This window comes from Pseudarthrobacter sp. IC2-21, assembly GCF_034048115.1.
Taxonomy (GTDB): Bacteria; Actinomycetota; Actinomycetes; order Actinomycetales; family Micrococcaceae; genus Arthrobacter; species Arthrobacter naphthalenicus.
The window spans coordinates 3,455,479-3,475,565 of sequence record NZ_CP139145.1 but is presented as its reverse complement, the minus strand read 5'-3'; the positions used below and the strand labels follow the sequence as shown (position 1 = coordinate 3,475,565).

General features: G+C 65.6%; 19 protein-coding genes. 14 read left to right on the top strand and 5 right to left on the bottom strand.

From position 1 onward, the window contains the following. Positions 1 to 103 precede the first annotated feature (103 nt). The 6 genes from SBP01_RS16030 (at position 104) to proC (ending at position 8,329) form a co-directional block, all read left to right on the top strand. Complete coding sequence (locus tag SBP01_RS16030; protein ID WP_320536456.1) at positions 104 to 883, top strand: MerR family transcriptional regulator; 780 nt, start codon at positions 104 to 106, stop codon at positions 881 to 883. A 38-nt stretch (positions 884 to 921) separates the two neighbouring features. Continuing rightward, positions 922 to 2,613 (top strand): methyltransferase, encoded by a 1,692-nt coding sequence (locus SBP01_RS16025; RefSeq protein ID WP_320536455.1) that lies wholly within the window; start codon positions 922 to 924, stop codon positions 2,611 to 2,613. A gap of 149 nt (positions 2,614 to 2,762) precedes the next feature. After that, positions 2,763 to 5,492, top strand: a complete 2,730-nt coding sequence (gene topA, locus SBP01_RS16020) for a type I DNA topoisomerase (RefSeq protein WP_320536454.1) — start codon at positions 2,763 to 2,765, stop codon at positions 5,490 to 5,492. 171 nt (positions 5,493 to 5,663) lie between these two features. After that, positions 5,664 to 6,116, top strand: a complete 453-nt coding sequence (locus SBP01_RS16015) for an SseB family protein (RefSeq protein WP_320536453.1) — start codon at positions 5,664 to 5,666, stop codon at positions 6,114 to 6,116. A 51-nt stretch (positions 6,117 to 6,167) separates the two neighbouring features. Then, positions 6,168 to 7,202: a Ppx/GppA phosphatase family protein gene (locus SBP01_RS16010; RefSeq protein WP_320536452.1), complete on the top strand. Its 1,035-nt coding sequence runs from the start codon at positions 6,168 to 6,170 to the stop codon at positions 7,200 to 7,202. Positions 7,203 to 7,495: 293 nt separating this feature from the next. Beyond that, entirely contained in the window at positions 7,496 to 8,329 is an 834-nt protein-coding gene (gene proC / locus SBP01_RS16005; protein WP_275213238.1) for a pyrroline-5-carboxylate reductase, read from the top strand. A 37-nt stretch (positions 8,330 to 8,366) separates the two neighbouring features. On the opposite strand, the gene SBP01_RS16000 is transcribed toward proC, so the two are convergent. Then, positions 8,367 to 9,005: a potassium channel family protein gene (locus SBP01_RS16000; protein WP_275213474.1), complete on the bottom strand. Its 639-nt coding sequence runs from the start codon at positions 9,003 to 9,005 to the stop codon at positions 8,367 to 8,369. 40 nt (positions 9,006 to 9,045) lie between these two features. After that, positions 9,046 to 10,479 (bottom strand): TrkH family potassium uptake protein, encoded by a 1,434-nt coding sequence (locus SBP01_RS15995; RefSeq protein ID WP_320536451.1) that lies wholly within the window; start codon positions 10,477 to 10,479, stop codon positions 9,046 to 9,048. A gap of 104 nt (positions 10,480 to 10,583) precedes the next feature. Here SBP01_RS15995 and SBP01_RS15990 point away from each other — a divergent pair, with 104 nt between their 5' ends. Then, positions 10,584 to 11,795, top strand: a complete 1,212-nt coding sequence (locus SBP01_RS15990) for an acetoin utilization protein AcuC (RefSeq protein WP_320536450.1) — start codon at positions 10,584 to 10,586, stop codon at positions 11,793 to 11,795. A 22-nt stretch (positions 11,796 to 11,817) separates the two neighbouring features. Here the strand turns inward: SBP01_RS15990 and SBP01_RS15985 are convergent, their stop codons facing one another. Continuing rightward, complete coding sequence (locus tag SBP01_RS15985) at positions 11,818 to 13,059, bottom strand: NAD(P)/FAD-dependent oxidoreductase (protein WP_320536448.1); 1,242 nt, start codon at positions 13,057 to 13,059, stop codon at positions 11,818 to 11,820. A 94-nt stretch (positions 13,060 to 13,153) separates the two neighbouring features. Between SBP01_RS15985 and SBP01_RS15980 the strand changes: the two genes are divergently transcribed. Next, on the top strand, positions 13,154 to 13,699 hold the full coding sequence (locus tag SBP01_RS15980; RefSeq protein WP_320536447.1) for a metalloregulator ArsR/SmtB family transcription factor: 546 nt from the start codon (positions 13,154 to 13,156) through the stop codon (positions 13,697 to 13,699). A gap of 76 nt (positions 13,700 to 13,775) precedes the next feature. Here the strand turns inward: SBP01_RS15980 and SBP01_RS15975 are convergent, their stop codons facing one another. Next, positions 13,776 to 15,125, bottom strand: coding sequence for an alpha-hydroxy acid oxidase (locus tag SBP01_RS15975; RefSeq protein ID WP_320536446.1), 1,350 nt, complete (start codon positions 15,123 to 15,125; stop codon positions 13,776 to 13,778). A 183-nt stretch (positions 15,126 to 15,308) separates the two neighbouring features. Here SBP01_RS15975 and SBP01_RS15970 point away from each other — a divergent pair, with 183 nt between their 5' ends. The 5 genes from SBP01_RS15970 to SBP01_RS15950 all read left to right on the top strand — a co-directional run bounded on the left by SBP01_RS15970 (position 15,309) and on the right by SBP01_RS15950 (position 18,708). Further along, a complete protein-coding gene (locus tag SBP01_RS15970) occupies positions 15,309 to 15,659 on the top strand; it encodes a DUF3846 domain-containing protein (RefSeq protein ID WP_320536445.1) in 351 nt (116 codons plus the stop codon). Between the two features lie 87 nt (positions 15,660 to 15,746). Beyond that, on the top strand, positions 15,747 to 16,748 hold the full coding sequence (locus SBP01_RS15965; RefSeq protein WP_320536444.1) for an acetylxylan esterase: 1,002 nt from the start codon (positions 15,747 to 15,749) through the stop codon (positions 16,746 to 16,748). A gap of 228 nt (positions 16,749 to 16,976) precedes the next feature. Next, a complete protein-coding gene (locus SBP01_RS15960) occupies positions 16,977 to 18,086 on the top strand; it encodes a 3-deoxy-7-phosphoheptulonate synthase (RefSeq protein WP_320536443.1) in 1,110 nt (369 codons plus the stop codon). 138 nt (positions 18,087 to 18,224) lie between these two features. Continuing rightward, on the top strand, positions 18,225 to 18,437 hold the full coding sequence (locus SBP01_RS15955; protein ID WP_190987656.1) for a helix-turn-helix domain-containing protein: 213 nt from the start codon (positions 18,225 to 18,227) through the stop codon (positions 18,435 to 18,437). Positions 18,438 to 18,609: 172 nt separating this feature from the next. Beyond that, complete coding sequence (locus SBP01_RS15950; RefSeq protein ID WP_003792170.1) at positions 18,610 to 18,708, top strand: 30S ribosomal protein bS22; 99 nt, start codon at positions 18,610 to 18,612, stop codon at positions 18,706 to 18,708. A 122-nt stretch (positions 18,709 to 18,830) separates the two neighbouring features. Here SBP01_RS15950 and SBP01_RS15945 read toward each other — a convergent pair whose 3' ends face one another. Then, positions 18,831 to 19,649 carry an HAD-IB family hydrolase gene (locus SBP01_RS15945; protein ID WP_320536441.1) on the bottom strand — a complete coding sequence of 273 codons (819 nt, stop codon included), beginning with the start codon at positions 19,647 to 19,649 and terminating at the stop codon, positions 18,831 to 18,833. A gap of 101 nt (positions 19,650 to 19,750) precedes the next feature. Between SBP01_RS15945 and SBP01_RS15940 the strand changes: the two genes are divergently transcribed. Next, positions 19,751 to 20,005, top strand: coding sequence for a glutaredoxin family protein (locus tag SBP01_RS15940; protein ID WP_275213252.1), 255 nt, complete (start codon positions 19,751 to 19,753; stop codon positions 20,003 to 20,005). The last annotated feature ends 82 nt before the right edge of the window (positions 20,006 to 20,087 follow it).

Sequence of the window (20,087 nt, the reverse complement as noted above, 5' to 3'; positions counted from 1 at the left end):
ACCCGGACCCTCTGGCCTTCGGTGATCCGCGGCCTTGACCTTGACGCTGCGTCAACATCTATCGTGGAATCATCCGCAGGAAATGCTCAGCCAGGAGGAACACATGGACTGGTCCATCCAGGACATCGCCCGGCTCGCCGGCACCACCAGCAGGACGCTAAGGCACTACGACGAGATCGGGCTGCTCAAGCCGAGCCGGACCGGCCCCAACGGTTACCGGTACTACAACCAGGCTGCCCTGGTGGAGCTTCAGCGGATCCTGCTCCTGCGCGGCCTCGGGCTCGGCCTGCCGGTCATCGGCCAGGTCCTTCAGAACGAAACGGACGCCGCGAAGGCCCTCGCCGGCCATCTGGAGTGGCTCAAGCAGGAAAAGGACAGGCTTTCGCGGCAGATCGCGTCAGTCACACAAACCATCAACGCAGTGCAAGGAGGCGGCGACATCATGGCCGAGGACATGTTCAACGGTTTCGACCACACGCAGTACAAGGACGAGGTGGAAGAACGCTGGGGCAAGGATGCCTACACAAAGGGTGACTCGTGGTGGCGGGGAATGGGGGCCGACGAGAAGGCGGCCTGGAAGCAGCGCTCGCAGCAGCTGGGCCAGGATTGGATCGCTGCTGCTGCGGCCGGCATCGCACCGGGCAGTGTTGATGCCCAGGCCATCGCCAGGCGGCACGTCGACTGGCTGACCGGCATTCCCGGTACGCCTGTGTCGGACGCGCGTGGCGACACGGACACCCGCGGCAGCGCTGTAAAGCAGTACGTCACCGGCCTCGGCGAGATGTACGTTGCCGATCCGCGGTTCGCCAGGAACTACGGCGGCGCGGACGGGGCCGCCTTCGTCCGGGACGCCCTGAAGATCTACGCCGAGGAGAACCTGTGACCGCGAGCAAGGCACGGGCCGCCAAATAGACTGGGGCGGTGACTGATTCCACGCTCTTCCTGGCCGGCAACACCCCCGACGCCCCGCGCAGCGACCTCCCCGAACTCCTGAAGGCGCTCGCCGCGGACCTGCGGGCTGTGGACTACACGCTGACCGGCGTGGCCGAACTGCTCGGCGAGTCAGCCTACAACGCGCTGAACCGCGACCAGATCATTCCCGCACTGCTGGCCACCGAAAGCGCTGCCCAGGGTCTGCCCGCCAGCGGCGGGACAACGGCGGCCGCGCTCGCCGCCGTCGTACGTTTGTGGCTCCTGGCGGAACCCCAGACGCAGGCAACGCTCGACGCCGCCCTGCCGGGAATCCGCGCAGCGGGGCTGGTGGAGCTGGGGCTGCTGGAGCCCGTGCCCGGCTCCGCAGCCCTGGACGCCGGGCTGATGCGGGCCAAGGCGGACCTGCGGCCCTACGGCTGGGAAGGTGCTGAAGGCGAAGACACTGTCAGCAGCGGCGGCGCCGAGCTCTGGGTGGCCAGCGACCTCGCCGCGCACCAGCAGGCCGGGGTCCTGCGTCACGACCATGTGCTGGGCATCGGGCAGGCGTCCACCACGCTGGTGCAGACCACCGTCCGCCGGCACGTGGCGAAGGCGCTGGACCTGGGGACGGGCTGCGGAATCCAGTCCTTCCACCTGCTGCACCACGCCGAGCATGTCACCGCAACGGACATCTCCGAGCGGGCCCTGGCGTTCGCCCGCTTCAACCTGCTCCTCAACGCCCCGGCCCTGCACCTGGATGCCGAGCACCTTGAGGACCGGGTGAGCCTCCGGCTGGGCTCACTGCTGGAGCCCGTGGCCGGCGAGGAGTTCGAGCTGGTGGTCTCCAACCCGCCGTTTGTCATCACGCCGCGGACATCGGGCGAAGCGGCGTCCGGCCAGTTCACCTATCGCGACGGCGGCCTGCCGGGCGATGAGATTGTGTCCTCGCTGGTCGGGGACCTGCCTTCGGTCCTGGCTCCTGGCGGGACAGCCCAGTTACTGGGCAACTGGGAGATTCCGGCGGGCGCCGGCTGGGCGGAACGGCCGCAAAGCTGGGCCGGTCCGGACGTGGATGCCTGGTTCATCCAGCGTGAGCAGGTCAGCCCGGAGCAGTACGCCGAAACGTGGCTGCAGGACGCCTCCGAATCCCGCGACCGGGAGCATTACAAGGAGGCCTACGCCGCCTATCTCGCGGACTTCGCCTCGCGGAACGTGACCGGCATCGGCTTTGGCATGATCTGGCTGCGGCGGCCCGCCGGCGTCCCGGGCGCCACGGCCGGCATCCGCCGGTTCGAGGAAATCACCTACCCCATCGAACAGCCGGTGGGTCCCCACCTGGGTGCCGCCGTCGGGCGTTCCGACTGGCTTGCCCTGCACGATCTGGCTGACGCACACCTGCTGGTGGCGGACGATGTCACCGAGGAACGCCACCAGCGCCCCGGTGCCGAGCATCCGGGTGTGATCCTGCTCCGCCAGGGTGCCGGGCTGCGCCGGACCAACCTGCTGAGCACCGAACTGGCCGGCTTCGTGTCGGCGTGCGACGGCGACCTCTCCGTGGGGCAGATCATCGGCGCCCTCGCTGCGCTGCTGGGCGGGAGCCTCGCCGGTGAGGATGGGTTCGACGACGACGCGTTCCGGGCCGCGCTGCTCACCGAAGTGGGGAATCTGGTCCGCGACGGATTCCTGCTTCCGGCGCCGTGACACGGCCTTTGTTGGCGCTAAATGAGCGCCAACAAACTGCGCCGTCCAGCCTGATGTTTTGCACCTGAATGCGCATCCTCGGCCAAAATATGGTGAACTAGGCGGGTATGGGCTCATCTGCCCGAGCAACCTTTTTCTGTAGGAGCACCGTGCCAAGCAAGGCCAAAACCGGCAAGAAACTCGTGATCGTGGAGTCTCCGGCAAAGAGCAAGACCATCGCCAAGTACCTCGGCGAGGGCTTCATTGTCGAGGCCTCCATTGGTCACATCCGCGACCTGCCGCAGCCGTCGGAGCTTCCTGCAGAACTGAAGAAGACTTCGGTGGGCAAGTTCGCCGTCGACATCGACAACGACTTCAAGCCCTATTACGTGGTGTCCGCGGACAAGCGCAAGAAGGTCACCGAGCTGAAGGCCGCGCTCAAGGATGCCGACGAACTTTATCTCGCAACCGATGGGGACCGCGAGGGCGAAGCCATCGCGTGGCACCTGCTGGAAGTGCTCAAGCCCAAGGTCCCCGTATACCGGATGACGTTCGGTGAAATCACCAAGGAAGCCATCCAGCGCGCCATGGGAAACCTGCGCGACGTTGACCAGGACCTCGTGGATGCGCAGGAGACCCGCCGGATCCTGGACCGCCTCTACGGGTACGAGATCTCCCCGGTGCTGTGGCGCAAAGTGGCCCGCGGCCTGTCCGCCGGGCGCGTCCAGTCCGTGGTGACCCGCATGGTGGTGGACCGGGAACGCGAACGCATGGCCTTCAAAGCCGCGTCCTACTGGGACCTGACCGGCCAGTTCGGCGCCGGCACCGCCTCCTTCAAAGCCAAGCTGGCCGCCGTCGACGGTGCCAAGGTGGCCAGTGGCCGTGACTTCAACGACGCCGGTGAGCTCACCGCCCGCAACACCGTGCACCTGAACGAGGAACTCGCCACCTCCCTCGCCGCCGGGCTCCAGGATGCGGACTTCCGCGTCCGGTCCGTGGATACCAAGCCGTACACCCGCCGTCCCGCGGCACCGTTCACCACCTCAACGCTGCAGCAGGAGGCCGGCCGCAAGCTGCGTTTCTCCTCCAAGAGCACCATGCAGATCGCCCAGCGACTGTATGAAAACGGCTACATCACTTATATGCGTACCGACTCCTCGGCCCTGAGCGATGAGGCCGTCACGGCTGCCCGCCGCCAGGCCTCCGAGCTGTACGGCCCCGAGTACATCCCTGCATCACCGCGGGTGTACTCCAACAAAGCCGCGAACGCGCAGGAAGCCCACGAGGCCGTCCGCCCCGCCGGCGACTCGTTCCGCACCCCCGCCCAGGTGGCCAAACTCCTGTCCGGTGATGAGTTCCGCCTGTACGAGCTGATCTGGAAGCGCACCGTCGCATCCCAGATGGGCGACGCCAAGGGTTCCACGGCCACCATCCGCCTCGGTGCGGTTGCCGCAGACGGCCGGGACGCTGAATTCTCCGCCTCCGGCACCGTCATCACCTTCCCCGGCTTCCTTGCCGCCTATGAAGAAGGCAAGGACGAAAGCCGCGGCGACGACGACTCCGACGAGGCCCGCAGGCTCCCGAACGTGGCCAAGGATGACGCCCTCACGGCGTCGGACGTGGTGGCTGTTGGCCACGAAACGTCACCGCCGCCGCGCTTCACGGAAGCCTCGCTGACCGCAGAGCTGGAAAAGAAGGGCATCGGCCGTCCCTCAACCTACGCCTCCACCATCTCCACCATCCAGGACCGCGGCTACGTCCGGAAACAGGGTTCCGCCCTGGTGCCCAGCTGGATCGCGTTCTCCGTGATCCGCCTGCTCGAGCAGCACTTCAGCGACTACGTGGACTACGAGTTCACCGCCGACATGGAAGCGGACCTGGACAAGATCGCCAACGGCCAGGCGCGGGGACCTGCCTGGCTCAAGCACTTCTACTTCGGCGAGGACACCGACCCCGGTCTGCTGAGCATCGTCAACAACCTCGGCGAGATCGATGCCCGGGAAATCAACTCGATTCCCATCACGGACGAGATCACGCTGCGGGTGGGCAAGTTCGGGCCCTACCTGGAGAGCTCGGCTGCAACGGTTGATCCGAAAACCGGCGAGATCGTTGAGAACTCGCGCGCCAACGTGCCTGAGGAACTCGCTCCGGACGAGCTCACACCGGCCAAGGCCATTGAGCTCATGGAGACTGCTGCGCCCGAGGAACGCGTCCTGGGCACGGACCCGCACACCGGCCACACGGTGGTGGCGAAGAACGGCCGCTACGGCGCCTACGTCACCGAAGTCATCCCGGAGATGACTGAGGAACAGATCGCCAACCAGCCGGTGGAGTATTACAAGAACGGCAAGCCCAAGCCGCCGAAGAAGCCCGTCAAGGCCAAGCCGCGCACCGGTTCGCTGTTCAAGTCCATGACCGTTGAGTCGGTCACCCTGGACGAAGCCCTCCAGCTGATGAGCCTGCCCCGTGCTTTGGGTGAGGACGCCGAAGGCAACCTCATTACCGTGCAGAACGGACGCTTCGGGCCGTACCTGAAAAAGGGCACGGACTCCCGCTCCATCGGTTCGGAAGAGGAAATCTTCACCATCACGCTGGAGCAGGCACTGGAAATCTACTCCCAGCCGAAGCAGCGCGGTGCCCGTGCCGCTGTGCCGCCGCTGGCCGAGTTCGGTCCGGACCCTGTGTCGGAGAAGAACATTGTGGTGAAGGAAGGCCGCTTCGGACCGTACATCACGGACGGCATCACCAACATCACCGTTCCCCGCGCCACCTCCCTCGAGGAGCTCACCCGCGAACAGGCCGTGGAACTCCTCGCCGAGAAACGGGCCAAGGGGCCGGTCAAGCGCACCACCACCGCCCGCAAGGCGCCGGCGAAGAAGAAGGCCGCCGCCAAAAAATAGACGCCGGGTTTTCTGGCTTGTCGCACGGCCCGGAGGTTGAGCTTGTCGAAACCGGATGGGAGGAATCCGGCAGCGTGCGTCTAAGCGAGGAACGAGCGAGCACGCCGAGGATTGCGCCCATCCGGTTTAGCCGGAATTGCGGTGTTGTGCGTAACGTGGTCGAGTAGATACATGACTGAACAGCCCGGCACAGCCGATCCCACGCCGCTGAACGACCTCGAAGAGAAGCTTGCCCTGGGCGGACAGCCTGAGGGCAGTCCCGTGGACGTCATCCTGTCGTTCCTCAACAGCGAGGTTTATGTCATCAGCACCGACGGCATCGAAGGGGAGGATTCCCAGGTGGAGCCGTTGGTCCTCGCGAATGCCGACGGCGATCCCGTCCTTGCGGTGTTTTCGCACCCGAGCCGGGTGGACGAGCAGTATCTTGAGGCGGCCCCGAACGTTCTGGGAACCCAGGGTGCGGCTATCATCGCCAACATCGGCGAGGAACTTGGCATGGTCATCAACCCCGGCGCCGCCTACGGCTTTGAGATCAACCCCGAGGGCGTGGCGAACATCAGGCGCGATTTCAAGCGCGCCGATGAACTGCCCGAGGGCTCACCCGAGGATCCGGCAGCCAACTGACATTTTTGGACCGGTTGTGAGTGCGGCCCTGCCCGGGGGAATAATGGCAGGATGCGGCTAGGCGTCCTCGATATCGGGTCCAACACTGTCCATCTCCTCCTGGTGGATGCCCACCCCGGCGCGCGCCCGGTTCCCTTCGCCTCGCACAAACGGCCGCTGTCCCTGGTGCAGTATTTGGACGCTGACGGCAACATCACCGACGCCGGGCAGCACGAACTGACCGAATTCGTGCTGGAGGCGTGGGAATTTGCCGCCCGCCACAAGGCCGACGATCTGCTGGCCTTCTGCACGTCCGCCATCCGTGAAGCCACCAACGGCCCTGCCGTACTGGCACGCGTCAAGTACGAGACCACCGTGACGCTGCAGGAACTGACAGGCAGTGAGGAAGCGTCCATGACGTTCTTCGCCGTCCGCCGCTGGTACGGCTGGGGCGCCGGGCCGGTCCTCAACCTGGACATCGGTGGCGGCTCCTTCGAAATGGCCTTCGGCCAGGACGAACTGCCGGAAGTGGCAACCTCCGTTCCGCTGGGTGCCAGCCGCCTGACCAGGGACTGGCTGGCCGAGGATCCGCCGTCCGCCAAAAGCGTCAAGGAGCTTCGGCGCTACATCCGCAGTACGCTCGCCCCGGCCGTGAACAAGTTCGAAGGCCTGGGCCGGGCCAACCTGGTGGCGGGGACCTCCAAGACCTTCCGGTCCCTGGCCCGGATCGCCGGGGCAGCCCCGAGCGCCGCCGGCCCGTACGTGAAGCGTGAGCTGAACGCCACCGATCTGGGGGTCTGGGCCCAGCGGATTTCAGCCATGAAAGTCGAGGACCGGCTTTTCCTGCCCGGGGTGTCCGATGCCCGGGCCCATCAGCTGCTTGCCGGGGCGCTGGTGGCTGAAGCCGCGCTGGAGATGTTCAAGTTCAAGAAGATGAGGATCTGCCCGTGGGCTCTGCGTGAGGGCCTCATCCTGCGGCGCCTGGACCAGCTGGTCTTCGCCGGCCCGCTGGATCCGGCGCCCCATGTCCGCCTGGGTGCCCCCGGTGGCCCAGGTGGCCCGGAACCATCCCCGGCGCCCGAGGCCGTGCTCCCCAGCGCGGGCTGACGGGTAACGCAGCGCTCCGGTGGCAGTGCGGGCCGCATTAACGCGAAAGCGCCGGGGTCCGCAGCAGGAAAATGGGGGGAAACCTGCTGCAGACCACCGGCGCCTCGGGCAAACATCCCCATGCTTGCCGCATCACTCGCACCCTCAATGAGGTAATAACTACGATAGGGCGGCAACTTGTGAGCAAGCTGCAGCCAACATGGGAGTCCGCTGGGAGTTGAAATCGGCGAGTTCCCGTTACGACGGATTTGTTCATTCCTGCACCCGTCCGGCCGAACTGCAATGATGGGTCCATGAGCAACCGAATCGCCTTCCTGGGCTGTGGATCCATGAACGAAGCCATCCTCTCCGGCCTCCTGGGCTCCGGCACCGACCCGGCAGACGTCGTCGCCACTGTCCGGCGGGCGGAGCGCGCCGCTGAACTGGCAGAGCGGCACCACGGCATTACAGCCATCGCCGGTGATGAGGAACCGGACAACAACAGGCAGGCCGCCAAGGGATCAGGTGTTGTGATTCTGGGCGTGAAGCCTGTTGGTATTGCGGACCTGGCGCGTGAAATCAGCGCCTCCCTGTCGCCGAAGACCATCGTTGTCAGTGTTGCCGCCGCTGTGACGCTCGCGCAGCTTGAGGCGGCGCTGCCCGCCGGGCAGCCGGTGATCCGGACCATGCCCAACACCCCCGCCAAGCTGGGACGCGGCGTCGTCTCCGTATCGGCCGGCAGCAATTGCTCACCCGAGCAACTGCAGCGGGCGAAAGACATCTTCAAGGCGGCAGGCACCGTGGTGGAGGTTCCGGAAGAGCAGGTGGACGCCGTCTCCGCCATCAGCGGGTCGGGCCCGGCCTATGCGTTCTACCTCGCCGAGGCCATGGCGGCGGCAGGAGTCGAGTTGGGCCTGGAGCACGACCTGGCGCTCCTCCTGGCCCGCGAGACGGTCGCGGGTGCGGGCTTCATGCTTGCCGAGCCCGGAGCGGACCCCTCAGCACTTCGCATCAGCGTCAGCAGCCCCAACGGCACCACCGAGCGTGCCATCGCAACCTTCAACGAACGGGGCCTCCCGGCCATCATCGCCGCCGGAGCCCGCGCCGCAGCGGACCGCGCAGCGGAGATCTCCCGCCAACTGGGGTAACGCCCGCCCGGACCGCGCTGGGGAGGGCACCTGCTGGCTATGGCCGCGCGGCGAACCGTTCCAGCAGGTCCACGTGTCCCGAGACGATCAGCATGTCGCGCGCGGACACCTTCGTTTCCGGGCGGGCGTAGGTGAAGTCCTCGCCGGGGGACTTCACACCCACAATCGTCACACCGTATTTGGACCGCACCTGGGACTCATCGAGGGTGAAACCCACCGTCTCGCGGGGCGGGTACATTTTGACAATCGCGAAGTCGTCGTCGAACTCAATGAAGTCCAGCATGCGTCCCGAGACCAGGTGCGCTGCCCGGACGCCGGCGTCGGCCTCGGGGTAGATCACGTGGTTGGCGCCGATCCGGGTGAGGATTTTCCCGTGCGAGGGCGTGATGGCCTTGACCCAGAGGTGCTCGATGCCCAGGTCCACCAGGTTGACGGTGATCAGCACCGAGGACTCGATGGATGTTCCCACGCCCACCACGGCAGAGCTGAACTCCTGCGCGCCGAGCTGGCGCAGCGCGTCGATGTTGGTTGCGTCCGCTTCCACCACATGGGTCAGGAGCGGCGCCCACTTCTGCACCAGCGTCCGGTCACGTTCGATCGCCAGGACCTCGCGGCCCTGTTTCACGAGCTGCTCGGCCGTGGACGAGCCGAAACGGCCCAAGCCGATCACCAGCACCGGCGCGTTGTGGGCGGGGCGGTTGGGGACGCCTGAGGAATTAGCCAATGATGGGCCTCTCTTCCGGGTAGTGGTAAAGCTGGCTGCGCTGGCGCAGGGCCAGTCCGGCCGCGAGGGTAACAGTGCCAACGCGGCCCGCGAACATCAGCGCGGTCAGGACATAGACGCCCGACGGCGGCAGTTCGGCACTGAGGTTGGTGCTCAGTCCCACGGTGGCAAAGGCTGAAATCGTTTCAAACAGCACCCGGTCCAGGGACGCACCGCTGATGTGCAGAAGCAGGAACGCGGACACGGAAACCAGGGTTGCCCCGGCCACGATGACGGAGATGGCCACCCGCATGGCGCCCTGGGGAATGGTGCGGCCGTACACCTTGACGTCCGCATCGCCCCGGGCTTCGGCAACGATGGCCAGGAACATTACCGCGATGGTGGTCACCTTGATGCCGCCGGCTGTGGAGGCGGAGCCGCCGCCGGCGAACATGAGGGCATCCGAGAGCAGCATGGTGGTGGATTCCATGTGGTTTTGTTCCACCAGGTTGAAGCCACCGGATCTTGTCATGACCGAAGCGAACAGGGAATGTGTGATCTTGTCACCCAGGTCCATGTGCCCGATGGTGCGCACGTTGTCCCATTCCATCAGGCCCCACAGCACGGCCCCGGCGCCCAGCAGGATGAAGGACACCTGGATGGTCAGCTTGGTGTGCAGGTTCCACTTTTTCCAGTTGAGCCCGTTCTGCTGCAGCACCATCACCACCGGGAAGCCCAGGCTGCCGAGGAAAACGCCCAGCATCAGCGGGATCAGGATCCACAGATCGGTCTCATAGGGGACGATGCCGTCCGAGTGCGGCGTGAACCCGGCGTTGTTGAAGGACGAAATTGAGTAAAAGACCCCATGCCACACCGCCTGCCAGAAGGGTTCGCCCAGGATCATAAAACGCGGGATCAGTGCCAGCGCCAGAATGCCCTCGATCACCACCGAGGTGGCGATGACGATCCGCAGCAGCGTACCCACCTCGCCGAGGCGGCCCGCGTTGTTCATGGCTTCCTGGGCGATGAGCTTGCCGCGCACGCCCAGTTTCTTGCTCACCATGAGCGCCAGCAGTGAAGCCAGCGTCAACGTGCCCAAGCCACCCACGAAGATGCCCACCAGAATCACCAGCTGGCCGACGAAGGACCAGTGCGCCGCCGTCGAAACGACCGTCAGGCCGGTGACGCACACGGCCGACACCGCGGTGAACATGGCCTGGTGGATGGGAGTGGCCGTGCCGTCTGCGGAAGAGAAGGGCATCATGAGGAGGAACGTGAACACGAGGCAGACCGCGGCGAACGCGGTCAGGGCAAGCCGGGCCGGCGAAGTATTGGCGATGTCGTCAATGAAGTCCCGCAGCCGGGTGAAAATCCAGAGACCTTCGCGCTCCGGGTCCGCTGGGTGCCAGCTGGCCGGGATCCGGGGCCTGGACTGGCGTTCCGTCATGGGTGGCTTTTCCTCGGTAGAAACTGTTTCCCTCAGTAGTAAACCACTAATGACTGTGTAATGACGGGGCCGCAGCGGTGGCGACCTCGGGTAGCCTGTGATTGATGACATACCTGCCCGGTCTCAGCCAGCCCGCGCCGCCAACGATGGTGGCGTGGAGTTCGGCCATGACTGCCTACAACTTTGGTCCCGGCCACCCCATGGCGCCTGAACGGATGGATCTGACGGCCAGGCTGGCGAAGAGCCTCGGCCTGTTGGACCTGGCCCACGTGGCCGTGGTGGCGCCGGAGGTGGCAACGGACGCCGAACTGCAGACGGTGCACTCGCCCGAGTTTGTGGCGGCAGTCCGCCGGGTCAGCGCGGATCCTGCGTCACCCGATGAGGCCCGGGGCCTTGGCACCGAGGACGACCCCGCTTTCGCCGGCATGCACGAGGCCGCCGCGAGAATCGCGGGCGGGTCGCTTCTCGCGGCCAATATGATCCTGGACGGTTCAGCCCTGCACGCCGTGAATTTCGGCGGCGGCATGCACCACGCGGCCCGCGAACGGGCCAGCGGTTTTTGCATCTACAATGATTCTGCAGTGGCCATCCAGAGGCTGCTGGACGGCGGCATCGCGCGGGTGGCGTACATCGACGTCGACGCCCATCACGGTGACGGAACGGAAAGTATCTTCTGGGATGACCCCCGGGTCCTGACCATCTCGTTGCACGAAAGCGGACTCACGCTTTTCCCGGGGACAGGCTTCGCCAACGAGACCGGGGGGCCGCACGCGGAGGGAAGCGCTGCGAACGTTGCCTTGCCGTCCGGGACGGGGGACGCCGGCTGGCTGCGTGCCTTCCACGCCGTGGTCCCTCAGCTCATAGGGGCATTTCAGCCCGAGGTCATCATCAGCCAGCACGGCTGCGATTCACACCGCCACGACCCTCTGGCCCACCTGAACATCAGCGTTGACGGCCAGCGCGAGGCTGCCACCGCCATCGGAAACCTGGCCGCCCGGCACTGCGGTGGACGCTGGATCGCCACCGGCGGCGGCGGCTACAGCGTCACGGACGTGGTGCCCCGCTCCTGGAGCCACCTCATCGCCATCGCAGCGGGCCGGCCCGTCCCGCTGCGCACCGAGGTGCCCAATGACTGGCGCGCCTACGTCCTGGCAAAATTTGGCCGGGATGCCCCTGAACTCATGGGTGACGACGTTGAGCTCTGGTGGCGGTCCTGGGAAGTCGGGTTCGACCCCAACGACGCCGTTGACCGGACCGTCATGGCCACCCGCAAAGCGGTTTTCCCGTTCCACGGCCTTGACCCCTGGTTTGACTGACTCCTGAGCTTCCCGCGGGCCGTCACTCCGGCCGGCCGACCACCACCTGTGCGGGGCTGTGGATGATGTATCCGTTGAGCCAGGAGAACAGCGCCCGGACCTTCTGCTGGAAGCCCGAGAGCAGGGCGAGGTGCACCAGAAGCCACGACACGAACGCCAGCGAACCCTGCAGCTGGATCCGTTTGCGGCCGATTTCAGCCACCGCCGCGCCCCGGCCGATCATCGCCATGTAGCCCTTGTCCACGTATTCGAAGGGGCGGCGCGTCCCGCCCGTAAGGTCGGCGTAGATGTTCTTGGCCGCCCACTTTCCTGCCTGCTGCGCAACTGAGCCCAACTGGGGGAGTTTTGCGCCCTTGGCATCAGTGATGTTGGCTGCGTCTCCCAGCACGTAGACGCCCTCGGCATCCTTGGCGGTCAGGTCCGGCTGGACGTCGATCCGCCCTCCCCGGCCCTGGGCCAGTCCGGAGGCGGTGATGATGTCGCCCGCTTTCAGCCCTCCGGCCCACACCACCACACGGCCCGGAATGGTGGTTCCGTCCACCAGCGTCACGCCGTCCTCGCTGACCTCGGCAACGCTCACGCCCAGGTGCAGCTGGACGCCGATCTTCGTCAGGCGCCGCCGCGTGTAGTCCTGCGACTTCTCTGAAAACGCGTTCAGAACAGTCGGCAGCATATCCACCAGGTGGACACGGCACCGGGCTGCGAGTTCCGGCGAAAAGTACTTCGGCACCACGAACTTCACGTTTTCTGCCATGGCGCCGGCCGTTTCCACTCCCGTCGGTCCGCCGCCCACCACCACCACATCCAGGGGAGCACCGGTTTCCCGGTCGGTCTGGTCCAACAGGCTGGTCAGCCGGGCGCTCAGCCGGGTCGCGTCGACCACCGAGTACAGCGGGAGGGCAAGTTCCTCGGCGCCAGGGGTGTTGAAGAAGTTCGGCGTGGCCCCCACAGCGATGACCAGCACCTGCGCCTTGAAGGTGTCGCCGTCGGCGGTGGTGACGGTACGGTTGGCTGCATCGACAGACGCCACCTGCGCCGTCAGAACGCGAACGTGCCGGTTGCGGTGGAAAATGGACCGCAACGGGCGGGCGATGGCCGAGACGCCGATCTGGGAGGTCGCCACCTGGTACAGGAGCGGTTGGAACTGGTGATAGTTGTTGGCATCGATCAGCAGTACCCGAACGCCCTTGCGGCCCAGTTTCTTGGCAACCGCCAGCCCTGCGAACCCGGCACCCACCACCACAACCTGATATGTATCTTCCATCCGAGCAACCTACTCCTCCTCGGCCCGGTTCGACAGAGCCCTGCGGAGGAAATAGTGGATGCCTTGCGGCGTATATGTCGCTAGGGTGGGAGGCATGGTGACAGACGACGTATTTGCCGTCATTGCGGAAGCAACCCGGCGCGACATTTTGGTATCCCTTCGCGCAGGGGACAAAGCAGTGGGGGAGCTTGTGGAGGAGCTCTCCGCCAGCCAGCCCACCATTTCCAAGCACCTGAAAGTCCTCCGCGAGGCGCAGCTGGTCAGCATGCGGGCCCAGGGCCAGAAGCGCTACTACGCCCTGAATCCCAAACCGTTGGAGGGCATCGTCAGCTGGCTGGAACCGTTCGACGTCGGCCGGGCAGCTTCCGCTGCCACGTCACCTGAGGCGCCCCCGGCGGAAGCCCGCGGCGAAGGTGCGGTCGGCATTCACGTTCCGGACAACGAAGACGTGGCCGCTGTACTGGCACGCGAGGACGCCGAACTCAGCCCCGCCGTCGTGATTCCCGGCGGCACAACTGCCCCGCTCAGCGACGACACCGTTCCGCAGCAGATCGGCCGGACTGTGGGCCGCGCCGCGACAAAGGCCGCGGACCTGCTGGCGAACCTGCCGAACCTCCCCAAATTCGGCCGCAAGAAATAACCCCAACTGGGTAGCGCTATCTGTCGCTTTGGGCGCTCAAAACGACACTTCGCGCTACCCAGTTGGGCGGGCGGGGCTACTTGGTGAGCAGGCGCACGTGGTCCTGTGTGAGCCCTGAAACGGAGCTGACGCCGAGCAGGGCCATGGTGCGGACCATGTCCTTTTCCAGGATCTCGAGGGTGCGGTCCACGCCGGCCCGGCCCCCTGCCATCAGACCGTAAAGGTACGCGCGTCCGATCAGGGTGAAGTCGGCACCGAGAGCCAAGGCGGCCACGATGTCCGCCCCGCTCATGATGCCGGTGTCCAGGATGATGGCGGCGTCCGAGTTGTCCGCCTTCAGGGCCGCCGAAACCTCCGGGAGCAGGTGGAACGGGATGGGGGACCGGTCCAGTTGGCGGCCCCCATGGTTGGACAGGACCACCCCGTCAGCGCCATGGTCCACCACACGGCGGGCGTCCTCCACGGTCTGGATGCCCTTGACCACCAGCTTGCCCTTCCAGGTTTCGCGCAGCCAGTCAAGATCCTCGAAGGTCAGGGTGGGGTCGAACATCGAGTTGATGAGGTCGGCCACCGTCCCTGTGTAGCGCGAGAGTGAGGCGAAGGTCAGCGGCTCGTGGGTGAGGAAGTTGAACCACCAGGCGGGCCGGTAGGAGGCGTCCAGCACGGTTTTGAGGGTCAGCGCCGGCGGGATGGTCATGCCGTTGCGGACGTCGCGGAGCCGGGCGCCCGCCACCGCGGTGTCCACGGTGACCATGAGGGTGTCGTTCCCGGCCTTGGCGGCGCGCTCAATGAGTTCGAGGGACCGGTCCCGGTCCGTCCACAGGTAGAGCTGGAACCAGTTGCGGCCGTTCGGGGCCGCGGCGGCCACGTCCTCGATGGAGGCGGTTCCCATGGTGGAAAGGGTGTAGGGAATACCGGCTGCCTCGGCCGCCTGCGAGCCGGCGTATTCGCCTTCGGACTGCATCATCCGGGTGAAGCCGGTGGGGGCGATGCCGACGGGCAGCCGGGAAGGCTTGCCCAGGATCTCGGTGGTCAGGTCGATCGAGGAGACATTGCGGAGGATGCCCGGCCGGAATTCGATGTCCAGGAAGGCCTGGCGGGCGCGGCGCAGGGTGATTTCTTCCTCGGCGGCACCATCGGTGTAGTCGAACGGGGCCTGCGGGGTCCGGCGTTTGGCAATGTCGCGCAGTTCCCAGATGGTGCTGGCCCGCTTGAGTTTTGCGGCCCGGCTGAACTCGGGCTTTTTGAACTGCATCAGCGGGGCGAGGTCCGAGTACTTGGGGATGCGGCGTTTGAGCGCCGCAGGCACAACCGACCGCTCAGCCGACGACGGCGCGGGGTGCCCGTGTGCCCCCGTGCCAGGAAGATCTGTGGCATCCGGCGCCGGGGTGGCCTCGGGATTGTTCGGCTGAATCGTGTGGGACATGCTTCCTCCGTCGACGGGCCGGCCGGTCTGGCCGCAGGGTCTCGCTGTGGTCTCACCACACTGTAGGCCATGCGCTGCCAACCATTTTTGCGGGTTCCTTGCGCGCGGGCCGGGAGCCCACGCCCCGCGCGGCGGCCGGGAACATCCGAACGCCCGGCACAGTTAACTCAACAGGACGAAAAAATGAGCACCAAATTTACAGCACTGATAATCCCCGCCCCCACTGAACAACCAGTCCGCGTGGAGTCCATTGAAGCGACTCTGACGAACCTCCGGGAACTGGTTGAGGGCGACCTTGAGTCGGTCATGCGCGGCGACTGGCAGGTCTACCTCAACGCCGAGGGGGTGATTCGGGACCTGCCGCTGAACGTGCGGGCGGCCCAGCTAACGTATGACCGAGGCCTCGATCTGGCCGGAGCCGCACGCGGGTGCGCCGTATTCCTGGGAAGTGACGGCCACCGCGGGGAAACGGACGTGCCGGAGCATCTGGTCAAAAGGGCCGGGGAACTCTTCGGAATGCCGCTGGCAGCCTAGTGACCGCGGCCCCCCGCGCACGCCCAAGCCGGTTGTCTGACGTAGGATCTCCAACAGGTATTCCAGACGAGACAGGACCGGCCACTGATGCCCCTTTTCGACCTCCCCCCAGAGAAGCTGCGAGGCTACACCTCCACCGTCTCGCCGCCCGCCGACCTGCACGACTTCTGGGACGCCACCATCGAGGAGGCGCGAACGTTCCCGCTCGGCGCCTCGTTCCAGCCAACGCAAAACCACCTGACGGTCATCGACACCTTCGACGTCACGTTCGCCGGCTATGGCGGCGCACCGATCAAGGGCTGGCTGCACCTCCCGGCGAACCGTGAGCCCGGGAGCCTGCTGCCCGTTGTTGTGCAGTACGTTGGCTACTCAGGCGGGCGCGGCCTGGTCAATCAGGACACAAAGTGGGCGCAGGCAGGCTATGCCCACTTCATCATGGACACGCGGGGCCAGGGCTTCGGCGGGCTCGTCGGCGACACTGCGGACCCCCACCCGTCCGCCGGGGACGTCGCCTATGCCGGACTCATGACGCGCGGCGCCCGCAGCCGCGAGGACTACTACTACCGGCGGGTTTACGTCGACGCCTTCCGCGCGGTGGAGGCCGCCCAGTCCCACCCGGAGATTGATGCCGCCCGGGTCATCCTGAGCGGAATAAGCCAGGGCGGCGGCATCGCGGTGGCGGTTGCCGGGTTGGCGGCCGGAAGGCTCGACGGCGTCATTGCCGCGCTGCCCGATGTCCCCTTCCTGCAGGACTTCCCGCGGTCCATCGACCTTGCACTCCGCGGGCCGTACCCGGAAATAGCCGCCTTCCTGGGCCGGCACCGGGACCGGTATGAGCCGATGCTGGAGGTGCTGAACTATTTCGACGGGGTCAACCTGGCCCGGGCTGCCACCGTCCCGGCGCTCTACTCGGTGGCGCTGATGGATGATGTCTGCCCGCCGTCCACGGTGTTTGCCAGCTTCAACGCCTACGGGGAACGCTCCGCCGCCCCGAAGGAGATCGAGGTCTACCGATTCAACAACCACGAGGGGGGCCAGGAGCACCACTGGATCCGGCAGCTGGAATACCTCCGCGGGGTCCTTCGCTGACGAGTGTTACGCCGCGGTTTTGTCACGGCAGCGGGCTGAGGTTATCGTGTGCTTATGACTAACCGTTGGTATGCGTATTTTTCGTTGGCTCTGGAGGAGCCCGCGTCTAACTGACACGCATCCAACTTCCTTCAGAGCCAACAGGGCAGAGATCATTCTCTGCCCTTCGCCATTTCTCCGGCGGGTTCTGATTTGGGCCCGCTTCCTATCTGGAACAGGACCCCGAGCATGAGCCCCGCAACAGCCACCACCGCAAAATCCACATCCAACCTGCGCGTCAGCGAATTCACGCCGCTGCCCACGCCGGCGGAACTCATCGCCGAGTTGCCGCTCGATGATCGGGTGGCAGACGTCGTCGAACGCGGCCGCGATGAGGTCCGCGCCATCATGGACGCCGTGGATGACCGCCTGCTGGTCATCGTTGGCCCCTGCTCCATCCATGACCCCAAAGCCGGCCTCGAGTACGCCCGCCGGCTGGTCAGCCAGGCCGAGAAGCATAAAGCGGACCTGCTGATTGTCATGCGGACCTACTTCGAAAAGCCCCGCACCACGGTCGGCTGGAAGGGCCTCATCAACGATCCGCGGCTGGACGGCAGCCACGACATGGCCGTTGGGCTCCGCGCGGCACGCGAGTTCCTGCAGCAGGTCACGGCGCTGGGGCTGCCCACCGCCACCGAGTTCCTCGAGCCGATCAGCCCGCAGTACATGGCGGACCTGATCTCCTGGGGTGCCATCGGTGCCCGCACCACCGAAAGCCAGATCCACCGCCAGCTCGCCTCCGGCCTGTCCATGCCCATTGGCTTCAAGAACGGGACCGACGGCGACCTCCAGGTGGCGGTCGACGCCTGCGGCGCCGCCGCGGCAGCGCAGGCCTTCCTGGGAATCGACGGCGACGGCCGCGCCGCGCTCGTGGCCACGGCTGGAAATCCTGACGCTCACGTCATCCTCCGCGGCGGACGGAAGGGGCCGAACTACTCGGCAGCCGACGTCGAAAGCGCCTCTGCGAAGCTCGCTGCCAAGGGCCTGAACCCGCGGCTGATTGTCGATGCGAGCCATGCGAACAGCGGCAAGAGCCATCACCGGCAGGCTGAGGTGGCGCTGGAAATCGGTGCCCAGCTCGAAGACCGCGGGCAGGCCGCACATGCCATCGCCGGCGTCATGCTCGAAAGCTTCCTGGTGGGCGGGGCGCAGAACCTGGACGTTGCCGAGCACGCCGCGGGCCGGTCCGAGCTGGTCTACGGGCAGAGTGTGACCGATGCGTGCATGGACTGGGACGTGTCGGTTTCGGTGCTGGACCAGCTTGCGGCGTCCGCCAGGAAACGCCGCAGTGAGCAGTGATTACACCGGATGACTTTCACTACAGCCCCATCAACCTCTAGAGTATCTATCACATGGTTGGTGGATGGCTCAGCATCGGCACACCGCAATGGAACACAGCTGGGGTCAGTAGTCATCCGTCAGCAAAGGAATAGGGAAATGTCCGCAGAACAGAACTTCTCGAACGCGAAGTTCCTGACCGTGGCCGAAGTGGCCGAGGTCATGCGCGTCTCCAAGATGACCGTCTACCGCCTGGTCCATTCCGGCGAAATGCCCGCGGTGCGTTTCGGCCGGTCGTACCGGGTGCCGGAAAGCGCCGTCGAACAGTACCTTAAAGGCGCTGTAGTGGATGGACATACCGAAACGGCCTGAGCAGTGTGACGGTCCGTCGACGGCTGCGGTCAGTGACCGCCGCAAAGAAGCGGTACCCTGTTAAGGAACGTTTTACGTCATTGTAAGAATCTGTCAGTTGTCTTTGTCTGTAGCTCTGTCCACGGACCTTTTCCATCAGACAGGTACTGCATCTAGTTTGTGAGGAACTTTCGTGGGTTCAGTTATTAAGAAGCGTCGCAAGCGTATGGCCAAGAAGAAGCACCGCAAGCTGCTTCGCAAGACTCGTCACCAGCGCCGCAACAAGAAGTAGAGATACTTCAAGAAGCGCGAAAATGCCCGTTGCCTTCCGGCAGCGGGCATTTTTGTCGTTCCATCCCCATCTAAGTAGCGCTAAGTGTCGTTTTGAGCGCCCAAAACGACACTTAGCGCTACTTAGATGCGGGGGCCGCGGAAGCGGGCGAAACCCTTCCAGAGTCCGTAAACCACGCCGCCGGCTGTTGCCGCCTTCAGGCCAAGCGTGGCGGCACGGCGGCCGGAGCGGAAATCGTAGACCGGCCAGTTGTGGTCACGGGCGTGGCTGCGCAGCCGCGAATCGGGGTTGATGGCCACGGGGTGCCCCACGAGGGTCAGCAGCGGGATGTCGTTGTAGGAATCGCTGTAGGCCCAGCACCGCTTGAGGTCCAGGCCTTCCGTGTCGGCCAACTCCCGGACTGCCACAGCCTTGGCCGAGCCGTGCAGGATGTCGCCCACCAGCCGGCCGGTGTACAGGCCGTCGGCCACCTCGCCAACAGTGCCCAGCGCTCCGGTGAGGCCCAGGCGGGTGGAGATGACCGTGGCCACTTCGATGGGGGTGGCCGTGACCAGCCAGACGCGCCGTCCCACGCGCAGGTGCTGCTCGGCCAGGGCCTTGGTTCCGGGCCAGATCCTGGAGGCGATCATTTCGTCGTACACTTCTTCGCCCAGAGCCTTGATGTCCTCCACGGGGATGCCTACTGCCAGTGTCAGGGCCGAGTCCCGAACGGCATGGACATCCTCCATATTCTCGCCGCGGGCTACAAACTTGAACTGCTTCCAGGCCATGCCGGCCGCCTGCCTCAGCGTGAACGCCCGGCGCTGGTGCATCTTGCGGGCGACATGGAAAAGGCTGGCGCCCTTCATCAGGGTGTTGTCCACGTCGAAGAAGGCCGCTTCGCTGGTCTGCATCACCGCATCAGGCTGGGTGACTACAGCGACGTACTTCTCCTTGGGCATGTCCATGAGTCTAGTCAATGCCGGGCAGTGCAGATTCCAGAACAGCCGCCGCCTGGATGGCAGGCGCCGCGGCCCGCCTCCGGGAAAGGTACGGTTGAATCATGGCAAACCCGGAGGTAGTCCTCATCACCAAAGCAGACTGTCACCTGTGCGCAGAGGCGCGCGACGCCGTCGAACGCGTTACCTCTGCACTGGGACTTGAGTGGACGGAACAGCAGGTCGACGAACTGCCCGAGCTGCGTGAGCGCTACGCCGAGGAAATCCCGGTGGTGCTGGTGGACGGCGTCCAGCGAGACTTCTGGAAGATCGACGAAGCCCGCCTGGAACGCGTTCTCCAGCGGGCACTGCGCGTTTAGGCAACCGATTGCATTGCATGACGCCGGCTTTGTTGGCAGAGGCGGCGGGGATCTAGAGTGGAGTCACAACGCAAGGCAATGG